The sequence below is a fragment of the Planctellipticum variicoloris genome (genome assembly GCF_030622045.1).
Lineage (GTDB): Bacteria > Planctomycetota > Planctomycetia > Planctomycetales > Planctomycetaceae > Planctellipticum > Planctellipticum variicoloris.
Window position 1 is genome coordinate 2417441 of sequence record NZ_CP130886.1, and the last position, 20233, is coordinate 2437673.

Below are 20233 nucleotides of genomic sequence, written 5' to 3' on the forward strand. Positions count from 1 at the left end.
TGGAGCGACTCAACTTGGAGCGAGACCGTCCCACTCAGTCGGAACCGACCGATGCCCCCCCGGAAGACCGATTTGTACGATCAGCTCTGGCAGGTTGCAGCCTCGCCGGGGCAGTGGGTTCCGATTGTTGTCGTTTTGGGGGTGCTGATCGGCGTGATCGTCTGGTTGCGGGCTCGATTTCGCGACGATGACGGTCCTGCGGAGGAGAGCCTCGAAATGCTCAGCCAGTTCCGCGAATTGCATCAGCGGGGTGAGTTGTCCGAGGACGAATTCCGATCCATCAAGAGCCGGTTGTCAGCCTCCAGTCATCGACTCATCACCGGCGGAAACCGCGGAATCGCATCGGGATCGGGAACGAAGAGTGCCGGTTCTGCCAGCGATTCCGCTTCCGCCGCGGCTGCTGAAGATTCCGCTGGAACGCTGCCGACTGACTCGATCCAGGGACGGGGGGAAGACCCCGGTGCCGAGGCACCGATCGAACCGTAGCGTATTGCCTTCAATCAGGGCTCAGGACGCGCCGCTGACTCTCTTCTTAGTGAGAACCACAGAACCACGTTCAGCCGCGTTGAAGGAAAGCTGATGGCCTCAGGTCGCGATTTCATGTCCACCGGAAAACGCAGTTCCACTGGCAAGAAGAACGCCAACTGCTCGTTTTGCCGGCAAAACTACCGCGAGGTAGGACCGCTCGTCGAAGGACCCGACGAAGTCTATATCTGCGGCAACTGCATCGAGCTTTGCCAGTCGATTCTCGACCAGGAAAAGCGTCGACGGGGCACCCCCACCCGGCTCTTCAGCCGCGTGCCGAGCCCCCGCGAGATCACTTCCTACCTCGATCAGTACGTCATCGGGCAGGAACGCTCGAAGAAGATTCTGTCGGTCGCCGTGCACAACCACTACAAGCGGTTGCTGCATCAGGCCGAAGGGGACAATGACGTCGAGATCGAGAAATCCAACATTCTGCTCATCGGTCCGACCGGTTCGGGCAAAACCCTGATGGCCCGCACGCTGGCCCGGCTGCTGCAGGTTCCCTTCGCCATCGGCGACGCCACGACCCTGACTGAGGCGGGCTACGTCGGCGAAGACGTCGAAAACCTGCTGCTCAAACTGCTGCACGCGGCGGACTTTGACGTCGAATCGGCCCAGCGGGGCATCGTCTTCATCGACGAGATCGACAAGATCGGAAAAACCAGCCAGAACGTCTCGATCACCCGCGACGTCTCCGGCGAAGGGGTCCAGCAGGCCCTCTTGAAGATGCTTGAGGGCACCGTCGCGAACGTCCCGCCCCAGGGAGGACGAAAACACCCCGAGCAGCAGTACATCCAGATCGATACGTCGAACATCCTGTTCGTTTGCGGCGGGACGTTTGTCGGCCTGGAAGACATCATCGCCAAGCGTCTGGGCAAGAAGACGATCGGCTTCGCCAACTCGGAAGGCCAAGATCACAAAGCCCGATCCGGCAAGCTCCTCTCGCAGGCTTGTACGGACGACATTATCGAATACGGGATGATTCCGGAGCTCGTCGGCCGGTTGCCGGTGGTCAGCTCTCTGCTGCCGCTGGAAGAGGACGACCTGGTGCGGATCCTTTCTGAACCGAAGAATTCGCTGGTTAAACAGTACCAGAAGCTGTTCCAGATGGAGAACGCCGAGCTGGAGATCACTCCCGAGGCCTTGCGGGAGATCGCCCGGGTCGCCAAAGAGAAAGATACGGGCGCCCGAGGCCTCCGGTCGGTGGTCGAAGACGCCATGTTCGAAGTCATGTACGAATTGCCGGACAATGCCGCCGGCAAGAAATATATCCTGACTCCCGAGGTGATTCGGGGGGAAGGGCGGCTGACGCCGATTGATTCGCCCGCTGCCGCCTGATGGTCGGCCGGAGGCGATGAATTGACAGACTGCCCGCCGGATTCCGGTCGGGCAGTTTGTCGTGTTGTCTGGTGTGCGGATGCTGCCGGCCTGTGACAGATGGTTCCGCTGGCGGATTCAGCAGGACCGGGATTCGGCAATGGAAATCGTCGTCGAGTGTTGACGCTCGGCGCGGTAACATGGAGGAGCGGGCCAACCAGGATCGAACCGGGCGAACTGACTCATGCAGGCGCGGCTTCGCATCGAGAATTCCGGAGCCAATCTTCGTTCTGTCCGTTTACCGGCAGAACTCGTCATCGGTCGGAGTGCAGACTGCCGGCTCAAAATCGCGTCTGCGGAAGTCAGTCGCAAGCACTGCCGGATTCTGAACACCGACACCGGCGTGCTGGTCGAGGACCTCGGGAGCTCCAACGGAACACTCGTCAACGGCCGGGCGATCATCCCCGGAATTCCCACTCCGCTGACGAACGGAGCACTGCTGCTGGTCGGTCCGGTCCGGTTCATTCTCGAAATCGAGTCACCTCCCCGCCGCGACCAGCAGAACGTCCTCGACGACGACGAATCGACCTCGCGCCGCGGTGGATTTTCCTTCGAAGACTTCCAGCGGGAGTCGGCGGAATCCTCCGTCTCGCTTCGACCGGCGGGCGACGAAGGGCCTGCCTCCGGAGACGCGACCGGACAAATGACGGTGGATCTCGGCGGCCAGGCCAGCACGATCGACGTCGGCCTCCCCGATCCGGCCTGGTTGCAGCCCGCCGAGCCGGAATCCACCGCCGACAGGACCGCAAAGGATTCCGGGGACGACCTCGGAAGGTTTCTGCGGAACCTGTAGGCGACCGGCCCAAGTTGTCCCGCGATGGCTTGGCGGCGATCGGTTCCGCGGGTAATCTGCCGGGATTGGCTGTCCGAACACTCTGGCGCTGACCGTGCGCCTCATCTCGCGGAAGATCATGTCTGTCGAAACCGAACTCCTGGATCTGAGCCGTCGGCTACTCACCTCCATTGATGCTGGAGACTGGGCGACGTACGAATCGCTATGCTGTCCCTCGATCACCTGCTTCGAACCGGAGGCCTTGGGGCACTTGGCGGAGGGTCTGCCGTTTCATAAGTTCTACTTTGACTTGCCGGCAGGGCCGCCGGTGAAGCCGGGCAAGCAGTCGTCGATCGCCTCCCCGCACGTACGGGTGCTGGGTGAGACGGCCGTCGTGAGCTACGTCCGGCTGGTGCAGAAGCTCGATGCTGCCGGTGCACCGGTTTCCGTTGCGGCGATGGAAACGCGCGTCTGGCAGAAATCGGCGGCCGGCTGGAAGCATGTGCATTTTCACCGGACCCCTTGCTGATCGGCTGCTCCGCCCGCAACTTGAGGATTGCGCCATGCCCGCTCGTGGATTGCTGCTGTCGAAAGATCTGTTCTTCGGCAGCAAGATCACGGGGACGGCAGCCGCGCTGGGGGGAGCGGTCGATATGGCCGCCACCCAGGCCGGCGCAACGGAGAAACTGGGGCAGACTTCTTACGGCGTCGTGATCGTCGATCTGCAGGCGTCGGACCTCAACCTGGCGGAGTTGTGCAGGACTGCGGGGGAGGTTCCCGTGATTGCCTTCGGCCCGCATGTCGCCGTTGACGCATTCGCAGCCGCGGAGGCCGCCGGTTGCCGCGAAGTGCTGCCTCGCAGCCGATTTACGGCTCAGCTTCCGCAACTCCTGACGGGCTGGCTTGGCCTGAAGCAGGGATGACGACCGTCGGGTTCGTTAGACGAGTCGCGGCGCAACCTTATCCACGATCAGGTTGCCGATATTCAGCGATGCCGTTGCGGCCGGCGACGGCGCATTGCAGACGTTAATTGTCAGATCGTTCTCGAGAATCAGAAAATCGTCCACCAGCCGACCGTCGCGAGTCAACGCCTGCGCCCGGACCCCTGCGGGAGCCGGCACCAGATCCTCCCGCTGGATTTCCGGTACGAGCTGCTGCAGGGCGTCGACGAACGCCCGCTTGCTCATCGATCGCCACATTTCCGCCAGCCCGGCATCCCAATGCCTCAACATCAGCCGGATGAAGCCGGGATAGGTCAGCGACTCGATCGTATCAAAGAGGTTGAAGCTGGTTTTGTAGTAGCCTTCGCGCGAAAACGAGAAAACCGCGTTCGGGCCGCACTCCACGCCGCCGTGAATCATTCGCGTGAAGTGGACGCCCAGGAATGGAAAATCCGGGTCGGGAACCGGGTAAATCAATCCTCGGCAGAGGTGCTGAGCGGATGGTTTCAGCTCGAAGTATTCGCCGCGGAACGGCACGATCTGGGCGTCCGGGTGTTGCCCGGACATCCACGTCACCCGGTCGCTGTAAAGCCCGGCGCAGTTGACCACCAGCCGGGCTTCGACGTCTCCTTCGGTCGTCTCGACGATCATCCGGCTGCCACGCCGCAACAGGCGGGTGACTTTTGAACTGAGGAAGATCCTGCCGCCGGCGGCTTCGATCTTCTCCGCGAGCCGTTCGCAGACCTGGCGGTAGTCCACAATCCCCGCGTCCGGCACGTGGATCGCCTGCACGCCGCGGGCATGCGGTTCCAGCTCGCGCAGCCGCGCTGCGTCGATCAGCTCGCAACAGACGCCGTTCGCTTGTCCGCGTTCGAAGATCCGCTGCAGCGATTCCAGTTCGGCCGGTTCCGTGGCTACGATCACTTTGCCGCACAATTCGAAGGGAACTCCCTCCTGCGTGCAAAACTCCTCCATCGCCAGCTTGCCGAGGCGGCAGTTCTCCGCCCGGAGCGAACCAGGTTTGTAGTAAATCCCCGAGTGCAACACCCCGGAGTTATGTCCCGTCTGGTGATGGGCGACGGACCGCTCCTTTTCGATGATCGTCAGCGAGACGCCTGGCAGCCGCTGCTGCAGGCGATACGCCGTCGACAGTCCGATGATTCCTCCGCCGACGATCGCCACATCCGTCTGATGCATTCCGCAGGTCCGTCTCGACGAGGTGTCAACGTGCCGCTCAATCCGCGGCAGTATAGTTCTCCGACATTCGCCAGAGTACCGAACGCGACCAATTCGTGGTCGTCGACAAGATCTGCAGTCGACCGGCGAGCTGCGAACGGTCCCGTGACCGTTCCGCCTCCTTGTGGACAATACCGGCGAGTCCGCCGCCAACTATGCAGAGCCGCAAACTTTTCCTCAAACTCCCCACTCTCCAGCGGACCGCAAATGGGATATCATTCGATCGGAAGTCGCAGTTTCGATCGGACTTAGACATGCGGTGCAGGTCCGACCGGTCGCCAGTCGATAACTCCCGCTGTTGCGGGCGTGGAACGCTCGGAAAAATGGTCTCGGGACATTTCGGCGGAGCCGGTGGATGCCACGGATGACAGGTCAGGCGCCTGAGCCCTTCCTCGCGATCAGCGACGCTGATCGTCCGCGACTGCCCCTTCCGTGGCAGAGACTGCACCTCGTCGGAGTCTGCGGAGCCGGAATGAAGGCTCTCGCCGAGCTGCTCCTCGATTGCGGCTGCCAGGTTTCCGGCAGCGATCTGCAGCTCCCGTCGCCCGCCATCGCCTCCTTGATCCGCCGCGGAATGCAGTTCCATCGGGGCCATGCCGCCGAATTCGTGCCTCATTCCGCCCAGGCGCTGGTATTCAGCCCGGCCATCCCCGCCGACAACGCCGAGCGTCAGGCGGCCGACTTACGACAAATCCCTCAGCTTTCGTACACGCAGTTTCTAGGCCGGTTGATGCAGCACCGCGCAGGCGTCTGCATCGCTGGGACGCACGGCAAAAGCACGACGGCCGCCATGACCGGACTGCTGCTGACGGATGCCGGACGCGCCCCCTCCGTCGTTCTCGGAGCGGAACTCTGCGACGGCGGCCGGAGCGGCTGGGCGGGCGCCGGAGATCTGCTGGTGGTCGAGAGCTGCGAGTTTCAGCGGAGCTTCCTCGACTATGCGCCCCGCTACGCCGCAATCCTGAACGTCGAATCGGATCACTTCGACTGCTTCCCCGATCTGGCCGCCGTCACCGAAGCGTTTGGGGAATTCGCCGAGCGCGTCACGGCACGCGACGGCGTGCTGGTTGTCCGCGCCGACTGTAAAGCGGCGGTCACCGCCTCCGACCGGACTCAGGCCCGCCGCGTTACGATCGGACCGGAAGGTCAGGCCGACTGGTGGGCTGGCGACCTCCGTCGGACGGCGACCGGAATCCGGTTCCGCACCTATCGTGAAAATGCCTTCTTCGCAGAAATCAGCCTGCAGATCGGCGGGCGACACAACGTCTGGAATGCGCTGGCCGCAATGGCGCTCGGCGAAGCCATCGGCCTGTCCCCTCGGGAGATCCGCGAGGGGCTGGAAGAATTCCGCGGAATCCGTCGCCGGCTGGAACTGGTGGGATCCTGGCGAGGCGTCACGCTGCTGGACGACTACGCCCATCATCCGACCGCCATCCGCTCGACGCTGGAAACCGTTCGCGAACAATTTGGCCGACGACGGGTCTGGTGCGCGTTTCAGCCGCACCAGGTTTCCCGCACGGTCGCACTCATGTCGGATTTCGCCGAGGCGTTCGGTGCGGCCGACGAAATTCTGATCGTTCCGGCCTTTGCGGCGCGGGAACGCGTCACCACGGAGCCGGTGCAGGTCTCGCGGGAACTCGCCGATCGACTGGTCCGGCACGGGCAGTCGGCCCGGTTTGTAGAGTCCCTTGACCAGATCACGGCAACTTTGGACGATGCTCTTGAGCCGGGGGATGTCCTGATTACCGTCGGCGCCGGAGACATCGACCAGGTCCATCATGAGTTCACTCGACGAGTTCAGCGACATCCTGCTTCGCGACGAGCCATTGGCTCCCTATACGTGGATGAAGCTGGGCGGTCCCGCACAGTTCTTCCTCACTCCGCGTGATCGCGACCAACTGATCCGCGTGCTGCAGGCCTGCGCCCGGCTCAATCTGCCAGTACATATTCTGGGAGGCGGGTCGAACGTCCTGGTCCGCGAAGAAGGGGTCGGCGGAGCGGTCATCCGCCTCAGCGCCGCCGCCTTCGCCGAGGTTTCGGTCGAAGGCTCGACGATCCGGGCCGGGGCCGGCGTACTCCTGTCGCACGTCATCTCGGAAGCTGTCCGGGCCGGACTCGCGGGGCTGGAAAACCTGTCCGGTATTCCCGGCACTCTCGGCGGGGCGCTGTGCGGCAACGCGGGGGGCCGCCAGGGGGAGATTGCTCCGCTGGTCAAGTCGGTCACCGTCGTCCGTCTCGATGGCGAGATCAGCACCCGCTCCGGCGACGATCTGGCGTTTGCCTACCGCAGCAGCGACCTGGCCGAATCGATCGTGCTGGAGGCCGAACTGGCCCTGCAGCCCGACGATCCGAACGAAATCGCCAATCGACTGCGGAAGATCTGGATTCTCAAAAAATCGACCCAGCCGCTCGGCTCGCAGTCCGCGGGCTGCATTTTCAAGAACCCCAGCGGCGCCAGCGCCGGCGCCATGATCGACAAAGCGGGCCTCAAAGGGACTCGTATCGGCGGAGCCGAAGTCAGCGACCGCCACGCCAACTTCATCGTCACGCACGAAGGTGCAACCTCCGCCGACGTCCTCCGGTTGATTGACCTGATCCGATCCAAGGTGGCCGAGCAGTTCGGAGTCCATCTGGAGCTGGAAATCAAAATCTGGTAGACAATCGCCGGATGGTGACCACGAAGCACACGAATTTCCACAAATTCCAATTCTGATCAATTCGGTTGGACGGGCAGGGGCGTTCTCACATTGCTTGGAGTGAACTCTCCAGGCCAGGACTGGTATTTCTCCGCTTCGAATTCCAAGGTTTCTTCGTGTCCATTCGTGAAATTCGTGGTCGTGACTGAGTCTGCTTGACTCATCGAAACATGCCCGGCCAGCCAGGACGGCGCCGGCGTCTGCGACGCAGGGAGGCTCATGATGCAGAGTTCGGCCCCTTCCACCTGGCGGATCGCCCTCCTCGCCGGAGGTGACTCGGAAGAACGCGAAATCAGCCTGCAGTCGGGCGCGGCGGTCGAAGCGGCACTGCAGTCCCGCGGCCATCTCGTCCTGCACCTCGACCCCGCCATGATCGATCTGTCGGGCGTCGACTGGCGCCAGTTCGATGTCGCCTTCCTCGCGCTGCACGGCCAGTTCGGCGAAGATGGCCAGGCTCAGCAGATTCTCGAAGACTCCGGCATCCCCTACACCGGCAGCTCTGCCGCCGCCTCCCGCCTGGCGTTCAGCAAATCCGCCGCCAAGGAGCGGTTTCTGCAGTCGGGGCTTCCGACCCCGGACTACGTCCTGCTGCATTACGGCGACGACTTCGACCGGACCCGCAGGCAGGCCGAAACTTTGGGGTATCCGCTCGCCATCAAGCCGGACGGACAGGGGTCGAGCATCGGCGTGACGATCATTCGCAGTCCGATCGAACTGGCGTCCGCTCTGCGGCGCGCCTTCCAGTTTGACAGTTTTGCGGTCATGGAGCGCGCGATTTCTGGAACGGAATGGACCGTCGGCTTGCTGGACGAACGCGTGCTCCCGGCGATTGAGATTGAAACCGATCACGAGTTCTTCGATTTCGAAGCCAAGTACGAGGCCGAGGAGACTCGGTATCGCTTCGACTATTCGTTACCGATGTCGGTCGTCCACGAAGTCGAGCGGATGGCCGCCGAGGCCTGCCGGGCTATCGGCACGCGCGGCATCGCCCGCGTCGATCTGCGTGTCGACTCCGCAGGCCAGCCCTGGCTGCTGGAGGTCAACACGATCCCCGGTATGACCAGCCACAGCCTGGTCCCAAAGGCCGCCGCTTGCGTCGGAATCGATTTTGCGGAACTGTGCGAGCGGGCAATCTCAAGTTGTCTGCCTCAGTCGCCGCGAGCCCCGCACTTCGCAACGCCGACGGTCGTGGCAAAGAAACGGCAATCCGGATCTTGAGCCCCGAAACGGGGACGGGTTGAAGTCACGGGTGGAACGGAGTCCGCCGGGTGGCCCAGATTGGCCGTCCGCGGCCTATCTGAGTGACGAAGACACAGAAGGCTCACACGACAGCCATCTTGCTCGCCCTCGTGTCGCCCCGCGATCCCCGGTAGCCCTCGGAATGGCAACCGGGATCGCTCGTCACGTTGTTCGGCGGAAAAATTGGCGCAAGTCGGACCGTTTCCGGGCGAGCGGCTCATTCATCGCACCCTTAACATCACGCAAGAATTCGGTTTGACTGTTGACGACATATGCCTGTGACATACACTCAACTGGCTCTTGCATGTATACGCGTTGCTGATTTGTGTCGGCCGCGCCATCTGCCGTGTACAACAGCTCGGAGGGGCATCATGTTGCGATTCGCGTTGACTGCTTGTATCGCGTTAACTTCATTGCTGACCTCGCATCAGAGTCTGCTCGCTCAGCCACTGACAGCGGACTACTACTGGACGCAGGACCTTTCTCATTCATGGCATGATGCGTATTCATTTGCAAGAATCAGTCTTGATGACATAGGATTTCAATACTCTTGGAATTCGGAGTGTCCGTTGAGGTGGCTTGACGACGAGATGGATTTGACTTCCGGCGACGAGGCCGCAGCGGGGGCCGCCATAGCTTACGATGGCAACGGGATTGTAAACTCTATGTGCGATTCCGAGGCAAATGTTTGGACGACGGGCGATGATACTCAGTCAATTATGTTGCAGTGGACCTTTGCTGGTGGCGGCAGCATTGACACGGAAACACTGCCGCTGATACCGGAGTATCTTAACACGCTGGCTTTTGCGTCGGATTTGGGAAGCGTTAGTTTCAACGACCGATGGAACGTCGCGCGAACGACAAGTTCTTCTGGTACCACATCTGTGCATGGTGCGTTTGCCATAGCGAGGACGAATGCGACCTCGGCGGTGTACGGAATCGATTTTGCGGTACAGGTTGGAAGTAATTTGGATGGGAATGGGGAGCCACAGACTTGGGAGACTGTGTTTAGCGTGCTGAAGAGTGAGGGAGATGGACCGGGCGGCTACATGTATGTATCGTGGTCGCAGTGGGAAGATTACTATGGCCCGTATCTCGCAAGCTACGGCGACTACATTGATTTTATTAGTGCGACATATGAATTCGATTTCATTGTTCAGGCGGGACAGGTGGTTCGTGTGGTTGGGAGTAGTCAGTATGCTCTGGATGTGGTTGCAGATGACAATCAGTCGGTGCAAGACGATCACTATCTCGGAGTGATTCTTGAGTTGACGGTAATTGATCCGTAGCGAGCTGATTGCCCGGTCCACGGCCAGCGCATATGACCCCTTTACGGTGCAAGAGGTTTCGTCAGGAAAACCAGGTTCATCAGGTAGCGGGGCATCTTAACCGCGGAGGCTGTCGTCGACCGAAGTGACGCCTCAACAAAGACACCGCGAATCACGGTAGCCAGCTCAGATTATTCCCAAAGTCCGCACTTCGCACGTCTGGTGATACACGATAGTGCAGGTCTTCCAGGTTCCGTCCCAAGTGTTCCTCGAAGTGCGCTCGACGGCATTGCGCAGCGTTGACTGGTTGTCCTTTAACCGCGAGCGCAAGCACCGTTCAAATGCCTCGAGCTGGAGGACCATCGACAACAGTCGGACGCAGTTTCGCAAGGAGGAGGGAAAGCCGTTGGGCAGCGCGCGAAACTGCCGCAACCAGTCGAGCACCGCCAATCCGCACCACGATCGGCGTGAAACAGTCGCCCGCCCCTCGACTCGAATGACATGCGGGCGAGGGGCTTTCGGTGTCAGATTAACGTCGGCTACTTCTTCAGCTCGATCTTCAGATCGCTCATCGCCTCGGTCCCGACCTTGGTGCTCAGGCCAGACTTGGTGAAGTCGGCGTAGGTCTCCGGCAGCAGGTGTTTCGGAACAACTGCCTTGGGATTCGGATCATAGCCGGGATCATCCTGCCCCGGCTGAGCGCCCCCGGCGACGACTTCCAACTTCTTGACGGAGATTTTGTAGTCCCCTGGCACCGCTCCGTCGCCCTTGCCAAATGTTCCCAAGGCGAACTTGCCGCTGGAGTCAGAAATGCCAAATGCACCGTATCCTTTAGCGGTCGGGTGTAAAGTGACGGTGGCTCCTTCAACGGGAACCCCGTCCAAGGTCACGATGCCGGAGACTTTCGTAGGGACAGGCCGATCTTTAGGGATCTTTGCTCCACCTCCGCAGCCTGTAAGCAGACCAAGAGCCGACAGACAGCAGAGGAGGTTTCCAAGCAGTTTCACGGCATATCTCCAGTCACAATGTAAACTAAATCGTTCGGACCGGCGTCGTTCCGTCACGTCATCTGCGTCGAACCGCCAGTTTCTGAAAGCAGAGTGCCCCAAGCACGACGTTCGTCCTTGGGGCACACATAGAGCAGCATTGAAGCAAGTGCTCGCGACCGACGTTAGAAATCGCCAACCGTTTCGTTGCCGGACTTCGTCCCCAAGGCGCCCCAGATGCCATACGGGCTGAGCCCTGCACCATTCTGGACCGGGCTGGCCGCACTCAAGTTTCCGGTATCGATATTCTCGCTGATAAACCGGATCGCGCCGTCGGCCATCAGACAATGGACGCCGCCAGTATGCATGCTGGCGGGCGGCAGAGCCGCGTCTGCAGCATCGGCATTGACGTCGGCGCCGGCGGCGCAGCTCACGCTGTTCGGCGGCAGAATCGTGTTAAACCCACATCGCTCAGTCTGCCCATCCCACATGACGCGACCGCGGCGCTGCTTGATCTGAAGCCCTGCGTTTACAAATCCACCTGAGGTAAGTTGGCGGCAGGCACCCGGTGCATTGATTGGGTCCATGTTCATCACGGTGGAATTCAACGCGCGATAGTCGCCGCCAGCGGTCGTTGTGATCCCGATATCTAATCCGCGGACACCCTCGCTCATCAGAATCGTATTACTGGTCCCGTCAGTGATGTCGCGCATGTTCACGCAAAGTCGAAAACCGAAGACGCCACGCACAACAGTCGAATCACGGGGATTCCGTGCAGAGTCGCCAACGCAAAATAGATAATTCCAGGACCGGACGCCAACCGGCGTTACGCCGTCAGACGGGCACTGGAACGCTGGCATTCGCACGTCCCAGACAGCCCAGCCGGCCCAGCCTTCTGGGCCACCAGGTGGGACTGGAGTCGGAATTGCGGGGGGAACCGCGACCGGAGAACCGGCCGCAATCTGATTGAACAGGGGAGCTTGATCGATATACGGCAGGAGGCCAGCAAATCCGCTCAATCGCTCACAGTTGCCCCGAGTGAAGCCGCTTGATGCGGGATTTCCGTTCGAACCGCCCTTGCGATAAATGAAGCCGTTGTAAACGTCGTGGTAATTGTGCAGGGCCAGTCCCAACTGCTTGAGATTGTTTTTGCACTGCGTCCGCCGGGCCGCTTCGCGGGCCTGCTGCACGGCCGGCAGCAGCAGCGCGATGAGGATGGCGATGATCGCAATCACCACCAGCAGTTCAATCAGCGTAAAACCTCGTCGACCGGTTCGCATGGATGCCTCGCCTTCGATTTCGAGAACACAAAACAATGACAAGATCCAACAAAAAAACTTCGCCCCGATGAGCATGAGGGGTGGGGAATCCTAGGCTCGACCGCGCGGGAGTTCAATTGACCGATGCGAAAAGTTGCCGAAAAAGTCAGCAAAATTGAGGGAGTTGTCGGCGATGCGTCGTGCCGGACCCGTTGATTCACTTCCACAGGCCGCAGGAAATGTGTACGAAACAGCAAAAGCTGTGGCACGTGTTACGAGACGGAAAGAGGGGACTCCTGCGATCACGGCAAGGCGACTGGCGCGCCATCCTGCCTGCCGCTCTCAACCAGACGCACGAACGTATCTCGCTCGACTCCTCGAACGTTCGTCGTACCGCCGGCGGGCCAGCGAACTTCGAGTGTGATGAGCCCCGCCTCCTTTCCAAGACCGACGTGAAGCGTGCGCGAGTTGCTGGCCTGATAGCCGTCTCCGCCAGTCAGCCAGACCGTCTGTGCGCGCCCCGTCTGCTCGTGGGTCATCTGGACTTGTGCCCCGATGCCGTCGCGACTCGAGACCGTGCCGACAAGCTGAATGTTGATAAAACGCCCCGTCGACTCGCTGCGATTGGTTACCAGGGAAGATGGCTCGTCCAGATGGGACACTACGAAATCCTGTCGACCGTCGCGATTCCAGTCGAGCGTCGCCAGACCGCGACCGCGATGCACCGAGTTCGCTGCGAAATAGTCGCCCGCCGGGGCTGTCAGCCACTCGGCGAAGCGGGCGGCGCCGCGGTTGCGGAACAACTGCGGCCGCATGCGGAACTCCCGCGACTCGTGTGAAAAGTCATCGAGGTCGCCGTTGGCCACGACAAGGTCCGGCCAGCCGTCGAGGTCGACGTCGATCGCCTGCGTGCCGAATCCCAGCATCGGCAGGCTCGGTTGCCTCAGCCCCGCTCTCGGACATTGATCTTCAAACAGGCCGCCGGACTGCGCGAGATACAACGCATTCGGTTCGTTGAAGTAGTTCGTCACAAACAGATCCAGACGTCCGTTCCCGTCGAAGTCCGCCGCGGCGACTCCCATGCAGGCCTGGCTCTTGCCCTCGTGGCTGAAAGCCACCCCGGCGGAGGCCGCTACATCCTCGTAACGCGGCGCCCCGGTCCGTTCACGCGGCCTCAGCAGAAAGTTGGCGGTCATGTCGTTGGCGACAAACACATCCGCCCGTGAAGCATCCGTCAACGGGCCGATCAGCAGACCCAGCCCGTTGCCGTCCGGCAGGCCGAGTCCTGCGGTCTCAGTGAGATCGCGGAACGTCCCGTCACCGACGCCAAGGCACAGGCGATCTTTCGCCGCCGCGAACGCAAGGGGCATGCAAACTCGCGGCCCCGCCGACGTCTGATAGATCAGTTCGTGCAGTCCGTTCCCCTCCAGGTAATTCACATCGAACAGATCCGGAATCCCGTCGAGATTCAGGTCGGCGATGGCGCAGCTCGTCGTCCACTGGTCCGAGTCCGGCAGCGCAGGCACCGTCACTTCAGCAAACGTTCCGTCCCCGCGGTTCTCGAACAGGCGATTGGGTCCAATGTTGGCGACGTAGAGGTCCGGAAAACCATCGTTGTTGAAATCCCCGGCCGCGACCCCGCCGCTGAAGCGGTCTTCCACGACGCCGGTCCGCGCCGTCACGTTCTCAAAGCGTTCGCCGCCCAGGTTCCTGTAAAGCTGATCGCGATAAACTGTGGTCGGCGGTCGCCCGGGCGTCAGTTCGGCTCCCTGCGTGAAGTACAGATCGACCCAGCCGTCGCCGTCGTAATCGAATGCCGCGACTCCCCCTCCGGTAAACTCCCGCATCCGCCGGCCTTCCGTCGCGGGATCGGGATCTTCGAAATAGGTGAAATCGATGCCAACCGCAGCCGCTTCGTCAACAAAAGACAGTTTTTGCGGGGATGCAGTCGCGATTGGAACGTCGACGGGAACAGTCGGAGTGAAATCTGGCAACGGGAAATCGAACTTGAATTGACCGAGTCCCGGCAGCGATTCCCGGACGTTGCCAGACTCCTGCCGCACCTTCGAACTCAAGCGACCGGCCGTGCTCCGAATCCACTCGGGATCGGCGCCGCGGCGGGCCGCCTGATCGGCCCAGGCCAGTGCTTCCCAGTTCCGACCGAGTTCTTCGAGCAGACCGGAGAGTGACTGGCAGACCTCGGGTTGAGGCGCCGACGGCTCAATCGTTCCAGCCAGCCGGGCAATCTCCGCCAGTGTCTCCGCCCGCTGCAGCAAGCTCTGCGCCAACTCCGCCTGTTCGAGGCCCAACAGAAGACGCCCGGCCCGGTGAGATGCCTCCCGGTGGTCGGGATTGCGCTGCAGGCACTCCAGGTAACACCGGCACGCCTCTCGGGGTTGCTGCCGCGACTCGCACACCACTCCCGCAATGGACCAGTTGTCCGCCCCATTCCGGGCGTGGTCGCTCAGCTCGGACCACCACGTGGCCAGGTCGGAGAATCGCTCCTGCTCCAGCAGGCAGCGGGCATAAGTCCCCTCGATCTCGGGTCGCTGCGGCATCCGTTGACGCAGCGCTGACAGCAAAGCCTCAGCCGCCGCTGTCTCTCCACGGAGCCGCAGCAGATTTGCGAGTCCCAGTCGCGGGAAGACCTGGTCGGGAGAGATTTCGAGAGAACGCTCCAGATACCCGGCGGCCTTGGCAGGCCGTTCGGAATCCGCCAGCCACTGTAGCTGTTGCGGCCCCGCCGCCCCAATCTCGAGGAGCCGCAGCAGGACCGGCCGGGCCGCGCCCGGGCGCGCGGTCAGCATCAGCAGCGTCGCCAGGTGAGTCAGCGTCGGGGGATCGTCGGGAGTCAACTGCAAAGCGGTTCGGAAAAGCTTCTCGGCCTCGTCGAGGGAACCGTGCACGCGATGGATCTCCGCCGCAGTGCGGATCGCGAGCAAGTATTGCTCCGGATGCGCCGGCGAGACTCCGGCATAGTACTTCAGCGCATCCGAAAACTGCTCCAGCCGCGTGGCCGCCTCGCCCGCAATCAGCAGCGCCGCCGGGTCGTCGGGCTCGCGCTGCAGGATCTGCTCCGCGATCCGGCGGGCGTCGTCCCAGCGCCGCGCCGCCAGTCGAACACGGGCCGTCGACAGCAGTTTCGCGGTGGTTGCGGTTGGAGTGTTCGCGGCGCCCGGGGCACTGGGTGGCGCAGTCCGCCACAACCACACTCCCAGAACGGCAACGAGCAGACACGCGACGACAGTGGCAGTCCACGGCAATCTGCGCGGTGCAGGAGGAACGGGTGGAGCAGATCTTCGGGCCATCCTGCGATGGTAGGGAGGCTCACTCCGGAATCGCAACCGTCCCCGACCAAAGCTGAGTCCCGGGTGCAGTCGCTGATTGGCGGTCGAATCTTCGCGTTACCGGTGCATTCGGCCGAGTGAGCCCCGAAGAGCCTGTGAGTTTTCCGGTGTGTGCAGGGGGGACTCCTGCTTGCCGGGGCTGGTTGCCGTTCGGTCAGGCGGCTTAAAGGCTTTCGGAGTTCAGGCAGTCCAGGTTCAGCGCTCAGAGGATGTCGAAGGTCAGGATCTGCCAACGCGAGACGACTCTCACCGACTCCGGGCTCCGGGCGCAAAATTGCGGCTGACTTTCGTTGCGGCGCTTGGCGTTGGGAAACTCCGCGGTGGACGGTCGGGTTCGATAATGCTGTTGGACCTCTTCCATCGCTATTCGCTGGTGGAAGGCAAGCAACTGGTCGGAGCCTCCCGACGAGCGAGCGTGGAGATCGTCGCTCCGATTGACGCATCTGGCCCGCCTGCATGATCGGGGCCAGCACCTGGAGGTCCCGTTGCTCCACGAGCGTAATGGTTCCCTTCATTTCGGGTCGCCGCCGTCCTCCGCGCGGCCGGTTCAGCGGGTTCGTTTGAAGGCGAACTGGTCGAGGAGCGTTTCGCCGGAAAAGCCTGATTCGAAAGCGTGCAGTCCGAAACGTTCGGAGAGCTCCATGCAGGCTTTGACGCCCCGGACGCTGTTCCCCTTGGCGTCGAGTTTCGGCGAATAGACGCCGATGCCGAGGACGCCGGGGATGACGGCGACGATGCCGCCGCCGACGCCGCTCTTGGCGGGGATGCCGACGCGAAAGGCCCATTCCCCGGCGAAGTCGTACATGCCGCAGGTGAGCATGATGCTCAGCAGATACTTCACGTTCGGGGCGGAGATCGCCCGCTGCTGCGTCAGCGGATTGACTCCGCCGTTCGCCAAAGTCGCTCCCATGACGGCCAGATCGTGACCGCTGACCATGATCGAGCACTGCTGAAAGTAGAGCTCCAGAGACTCCTCGAAGCGGTCGCTCATCATCCCGAAGTTGCGCATCAGGTGGGCCATGGCCCGATTGCGATGTCCAGTCACCCGTTCGGACATGAAGACGGAATTGTCGACAAAGACATCGCGTCCGCAGTAGCGGCCGAACATGTCGAGCATGCGCTTTACGCGATCGGGATAGTCTTTGCCGTCGATGAGATCGGCGGTTGCGATGGCCCCGGCGTTGACCATCGGATTGAACGGCCGATTCGAAGACTCGTCGAGGACGATGGAATTGAACGCCTCACCGGTCGGTTCGACGCCGACCTTCGAGAGGACGTGATCGACTCCGCGGTCTTCCAGCGCCAGCCCGAAGATGAACGGTTTCGAGACGGACTGGATGGTAAAACGCTGCTCGCAATCGCCAACTTCAACGATCTGTCCGTCAGCCGTGCAGATTGTGATGCCGAACGATGCCGGATCGGCGGTGGCGAGCTCGGGGATATAGTCCGCGACCTTACCTTCGTTGTTGCCGGCAAGGCGCGTGTGGATGTCTCGGAGAATTTCTCGCAATGGCGCCGCGGCGGATTTCATCCGTCCGAGCAGCTTGTCGATTTCAGTGGACGCCGGCTGGGTCACGGTTGGTTCCCTTGTCGGTAAATCATTAGATGGTCCATGACGCAGGCGACGATGCCCGCGGTCAGCCGGCTGTCGAAGGTCCCTCCAGAATCCGGCGGACCACGACCTTCAGTCCGTTCGTAAACGGGTGGTCGGGATAGCGGTTGGAAAACAGGCCGGCGCTGCCGAGTCGCGACATTTCCGTGTTCAACGGCAGGAGCGCAACGACCTCGGAGTCATAGCCGGTCTCGACTTGCATCCGCAGCAGAGTGTGATCGATCCCGTCCGGGACTTTGTTGACCAGCACCAGCAGTTCCGGAACTTCCAGGCGTCGCGCCAGTTCGACGGTGACGCCGGTCCCCTGGAAGTCCTGGCTGTCGGGTCGGAGGATCAGGATCAGCATGTCGGAAATGGCAATGGAGAGCAGCGTTTCTTCGTTGACGCCGGGGTGCGTGTCGATGAGCAGGTAGTCGAGTTTCAGCCGACGGACGAGATCCTGGATGCCGTCGTTCAGCAGCCCGACGTCGTAGCCTTCGCTGAGAATCCGCGCGATCTCCCCGCTGTTGAGGCTGGAAGGGATTAGGAACAGGCGGGGGCGTTCGGCATCCGGACCGGCGGCGCCGATGCATTGTTCGGTGATGTCGTAGGCGGCGTCTTCAATCCGGCAGCGCTTCCAGAGATAGTCGTTGAGGGAAAACTTCGCGCGAGACTGGTCGAACTGAAAGACGACATGAATTCCGGGGGACTGTATGTCGGTGTCGATCACGCCGACGCGGTGGCCGGCCCGGGCCAGCAGCGTGGCCAGGTTCGCCGTGGTGTTGGACTTGCCCGTTCCGCCTCGAAACGAATGCGTCGAAATAATCTGTGCCACAGATGATGTACCTCATGCAGGAAGCAACACGGTGTGAAGTGGTACGACGCGGCCCGGGCCGCGCTATTCGTTTGTCCGATTGCCGCCAGAAGAACGTTGTCGACGGAGCTCGCGCGCCTTGGATTGGAGCTGGCGAAAGTAGTCTGTGTCGGTCACGGCCTGGGCCTGTTGCGCGACTTCCTTGCGGTCCAGCGCCAGCAGGATGATGGATTCGGGGTCGAAACTGAGAGTCGCGTTTTCGTTGTTTTGAACGGCATTGCCGAACTGAAACAGCGGGCCCGCGGGTCCGAGTCGAAACGTCGTCCCGGGATTGAGCCTCGATTCTTCAATCCGCCGACCGTCCATGAAAACACCGTTACGGCCACGGGAATGCAGGACCCAGCCGTCCGGGGCGCTGACGATCTCGGCATGGAGTCGCGAAACATAGGGGTCGGCGAGCGTGAGGCTCTCGCCTTCTCCCCGGCCGATCGTGATCCGTGCGGTCGAGAACGACCAGGACTGCAGCAGTCGTCCGTCGGTCGGATCGAGCAGATGGAGAGTGGATTCTGGAATCGAATCGAGTTGCGGCATATCTGATCGGTCGTCTCCGATGTCGTTCTTCGAGTCGGAATTTCTGCAGCGGGAGAATTCCCCGCGACGGGACCCGCCGGTGCCAGATAACCCGGCAGGTGCTGCGTTTCACGACACAGAGCAATCCGCGGGCCAATCAGGCCGGGAACGTCTCTTCGATCGACGACTGCCGGGAACTGCAGCAGATCGCTGAGCCCTCTCCGCCGTGGAACACTTGCCCATCGTTCTGCGGCAATCCCTGAAGAGCGTCGCGTCTGCCCAAGAGTTGAGCAGAGTGCGCCACGAGTGCGCTTCTGGACTGGAGACAGCCAAGGTTCGAATCGGGAAGTGCTTCGGTCCGCGCAGAATGCACGGCCTCGAATATTTACCAGAAAGATGCTCTTGCAATTCATTTGCGTTTGCGGCAGAGTTTATGCATTCGAATGTGATATGCAGTTGGTGTGCGTAAGCCGGTGTTTCGGGCGTTGGTTTCAGAACTCACGTGAGGAGGTGGGCTATGGTTGCGCGGCGGGGGTTTACCCTGATCGAGTTGCTGGTCGTCATTGCGATTGTCGCGATCCTGATTGCGCTGTTGTTGCCGGCCGTGCAGCAGGCGCGAGAGGCCGCCCGGCGGACGCAGTGCCGCAACAATCTCAAACAGCTCGGCCTGGCGATCCACAATTACGAGAGCACTTTCACCGTCTTTCCAATGAATGGCGGGTCGACAGGCTTCTCTCCGCAGGCACGAGTGCTGCCGTATCTGGAGCAGGCCAATCTGCAGAATTCGCTCGATTTCAGCGCCCGCGTGTACGTCGGTCCGGGCGGAAGTCAGGTGCCCAATCCGGTCTTCATCCCGGCGTTTCAAGCCGTCATCCCCAGCTTCCTCTGTCCGAGCGATCCCGGTCCGGTGCAATACATGGCAACCCTCGGATCTCCGGCCCAGACTTACATTTTCGGAGCCAACAACTACATGGCCAGCACGGGCAGCGGTACCGGCACCAACTACGACGACCGCAGCTCAACAGACGGTTTCGTCGCCATCAACTCGAGCGTCCGCTTCAAGGACATGCGCGACGGGTCATCTCAAACGGTTTTCATGAGTGAAGCGATCCGGGGCGACGACGCCGATGTGACGCTTCCGGCGGGAACGACGCCTTTGTTCCCGTACCGCAAGCTGCTCAGCGCCGGCAGCGGCACATCGCCCGGAAGCGGCCCGGGGTACACGGGTTCTGGCGGCGGCTGGCCGACCGGTAAGATCATAAATCCGGATCTATTGGCGGTTCTGGCCGTTCAGACCAATTGGCGGGCGACCGCCGGCGGAAATGGCCGCGGCGTAACCTGGCTGCGGGGATTGGCGCACAGCGTCCTGACCAACGGCTACAACACGCCGAACAGCCGCATTCCCGATACGACACTCCACGGGACCGGTTTCTTCGGGCCGCGCAGTCTGCACGCGGGCGGTGCTCATGCTCTCTTTGGGGACGGCTCGGTTCGCTTTCTCGCAGACAGCATCGACGTCGGCCTGCATCGCGCCCTGCACAGTCGCGACGGCGGCGAAACCGTCGGCGAATTTTGATCGCTGTTCACGAATGGCTCATAACTCTTCCAGCTT

The 20233-nt window shown here is 61.7% G+C and carries 17 protein-coding genes; 10 read left to right on the top strand and 7 right to left on the bottom strand.

Going from position 1 to position 20233, the window contains the following annotated elements; all coding sequences use genetic code 11:
- Positions 1-51: 51 nt before the first annotated feature.
- The 5 genes from SH412_RS09420 to SH412_RS09440 all read left to right on the top strand — a co-directional run bounded on the left by SH412_RS09420 (position 52) and on the right by SH412_RS09440 (position 3597).
- The gene (locus SH412_RS09420) at positions 52-486 is read left to right on the top strand and encodes an SHOCT domain-containing protein (protein ID WP_336523257.1); all 435 of its coding nucleotides are present in this window, start codon (positions 52-54) and stop codon (positions 484-486) included.
- 93 nt (positions 487-579) lie between these two features.
- Positions 580-1863 (top strand): ATP-dependent Clp protease ATP-binding subunit ClpX, encoded by a 1284-nt coding sequence (clpX, locus tag SH412_RS09425; RefSeq protein WP_336523258.1) that lies wholly within the window; start codon positions 580-582, stop codon positions 1861-1863.
- A gap of 223 nt (positions 1864-2086) precedes the next feature.
- Positions 2087-2695 (top strand): FHA domain-containing protein, encoded by a 609-nt coding sequence (locus tag SH412_RS09430; protein WP_336523259.1) that lies wholly within the window; start codon positions 2087-2089, stop codon positions 2693-2695.
- Between the two features lie 118 nt (positions 2696-2813).
- On the top strand, positions 2814-3203 hold the full coding sequence (locus SH412_RS09435; protein ID WP_336523260.1) for a DUF4440 domain-containing protein: 390 nt from the start codon (positions 2814-2816) through the stop codon (positions 3201-3203).
- A gap of 34 nt (positions 3204-3237) precedes the next feature.
- Entirely contained in the window at positions 3238-3597 is a 360-nt protein-coding gene (locus SH412_RS09440) for a hypothetical protein (RefSeq protein ID WP_336523261.1), read from the top strand.
- Positions 3598-3612: 15 nt separating this feature from the next.
- Here SH412_RS09440 and lhgO read toward each other — a convergent pair whose 3' ends face one another.
- Positions 3613-4812: an L-2-hydroxyglutarate oxidase gene (gene lhgO / locus SH412_RS09445; RefSeq protein ID WP_336523262.1), complete on the bottom strand. Its 1200-nt coding sequence runs from the start codon at positions 4810-4812 to the stop codon at positions 3613-3615.
- A 403-nt stretch (positions 4813-5215) separates the two neighbouring features.
- On the opposite strand from lhgO, the gene murC reads away from it, so the two are divergent.
- The 4 genes from murC to SH412_RS09465 all read left to right on the top strand — a co-directional run bounded on the left by murC (position 5216) and on the right by SH412_RS09465 (position 10075).
- The gene (gene murC / locus SH412_RS09450) at positions 5216-6739 is read left to right on the top strand and encodes a UDP-N-acetylmuramate--L-alanine ligase (RefSeq protein ID WP_336524159.1); all 1524 of its coding nucleotides are present in this window, start codon (positions 5216-5218) and stop codon (positions 6737-6739) included.
- Positions 6630-7508 carry a UDP-N-acetylmuramate dehydrogenase gene (gene murB / locus SH412_RS09455; protein WP_336523263.1) on the top strand — a complete coding sequence of 293 codons (879 nt, stop codon included), beginning with the start codon at positions 6630-6632 and terminating at the stop codon, positions 7506-7508. Before murC ends, murB begins: the two co-directional genes overlap by 110 nt.
- A gap of 258 nt (positions 7509-7766) precedes the next feature.
- Positions 7767-8765, top strand: a complete 999-nt coding sequence (locus tag SH412_RS09460) for a D-alanine--D-alanine ligase (RefSeq protein ID WP_336523264.1) — start codon at positions 7767-7769, stop codon at positions 8763-8765.
- A gap of 392 nt (positions 8766-9157) precedes the next feature.
- Positions 9158-10075, top strand: coding sequence for a hypothetical protein (locus SH412_RS09465; RefSeq protein WP_336523265.1), 918 nt, complete (start codon positions 9158-9160; stop codon positions 10073-10075).
- A 518-nt stretch (positions 10076-10593) separates the two neighbouring features.
- On the opposite strand, the gene SH412_RS09470 is transcribed toward SH412_RS09465, so the two are convergent.
- The 6 genes from SH412_RS09470 to SH412_RS09495 form a co-directional block, all read right to left on the bottom strand.
- A complete protein-coding gene (locus SH412_RS09470) occupies positions 10594-11061 on the bottom strand; it encodes a carboxypeptidase-like regulatory domain-containing protein (protein ID WP_336523266.1) in 468 nt (155 codons plus the stop codon).
- Positions 11062-11225: 164 nt separating this feature from the next.
- Positions 11226-12395, bottom strand: a complete 1170-nt coding sequence (locus tag SH412_RS09475; RefSeq protein WP_336523267.1) for a DUF1559 domain-containing protein — start codon at positions 12393-12395, stop codon at positions 11226-11228.
- Between the two features lie 206 nt (positions 12396-12601).
- Complete coding sequence (locus SH412_RS09480) at positions 12602-15505, bottom strand: FG-GAP-like repeat-containing protein (RefSeq protein ID WP_336523268.1); 2904 nt, start codon at positions 15503-15505, stop codon at positions 12602-12604.
- 688 nt (positions 15506-16193) lie between these two features.
- Positions 16194-17177: a glutaminase A gene (gene glsA / locus SH412_RS09485; protein WP_419555798.1), complete on the bottom strand. Its 984-nt coding sequence runs from the start codon at positions 17175-17177 to the stop codon at positions 16194-16196.
- Between the two features lie 106 nt (positions 17178-17283).
- Positions 17284-18072 (bottom strand): MinD/ParA family ATP-binding protein, encoded by a 789-nt coding sequence (locus tag SH412_RS09490; RefSeq protein ID WP_336523270.1) that lies wholly within the window; start codon positions 18070-18072, stop codon positions 17284-17286.
- 63 nt (positions 18073-18135) lie between these two features.
- Complete coding sequence (locus SH412_RS09495) at positions 18136-18642, bottom strand: FHA domain-containing protein (protein WP_336523271.1); 507 nt, start codon at positions 18640-18642, stop codon at positions 18136-18138.
- A 496-nt stretch (positions 18643-19138) separates the two neighbouring features.
- On the opposite strand from SH412_RS09495, the gene SH412_RS09500 reads away from it, so the two are divergent.
- Positions 19139-20197, top strand: coding sequence for a DUF1559 family PulG-like putative transporter (locus SH412_RS09500; protein ID WP_336523272.1), 1059 nt, complete (start codon positions 19139-19141; stop codon positions 20195-20197).
- Positions 20198-20233 lie beyond the last annotated feature (36 nt).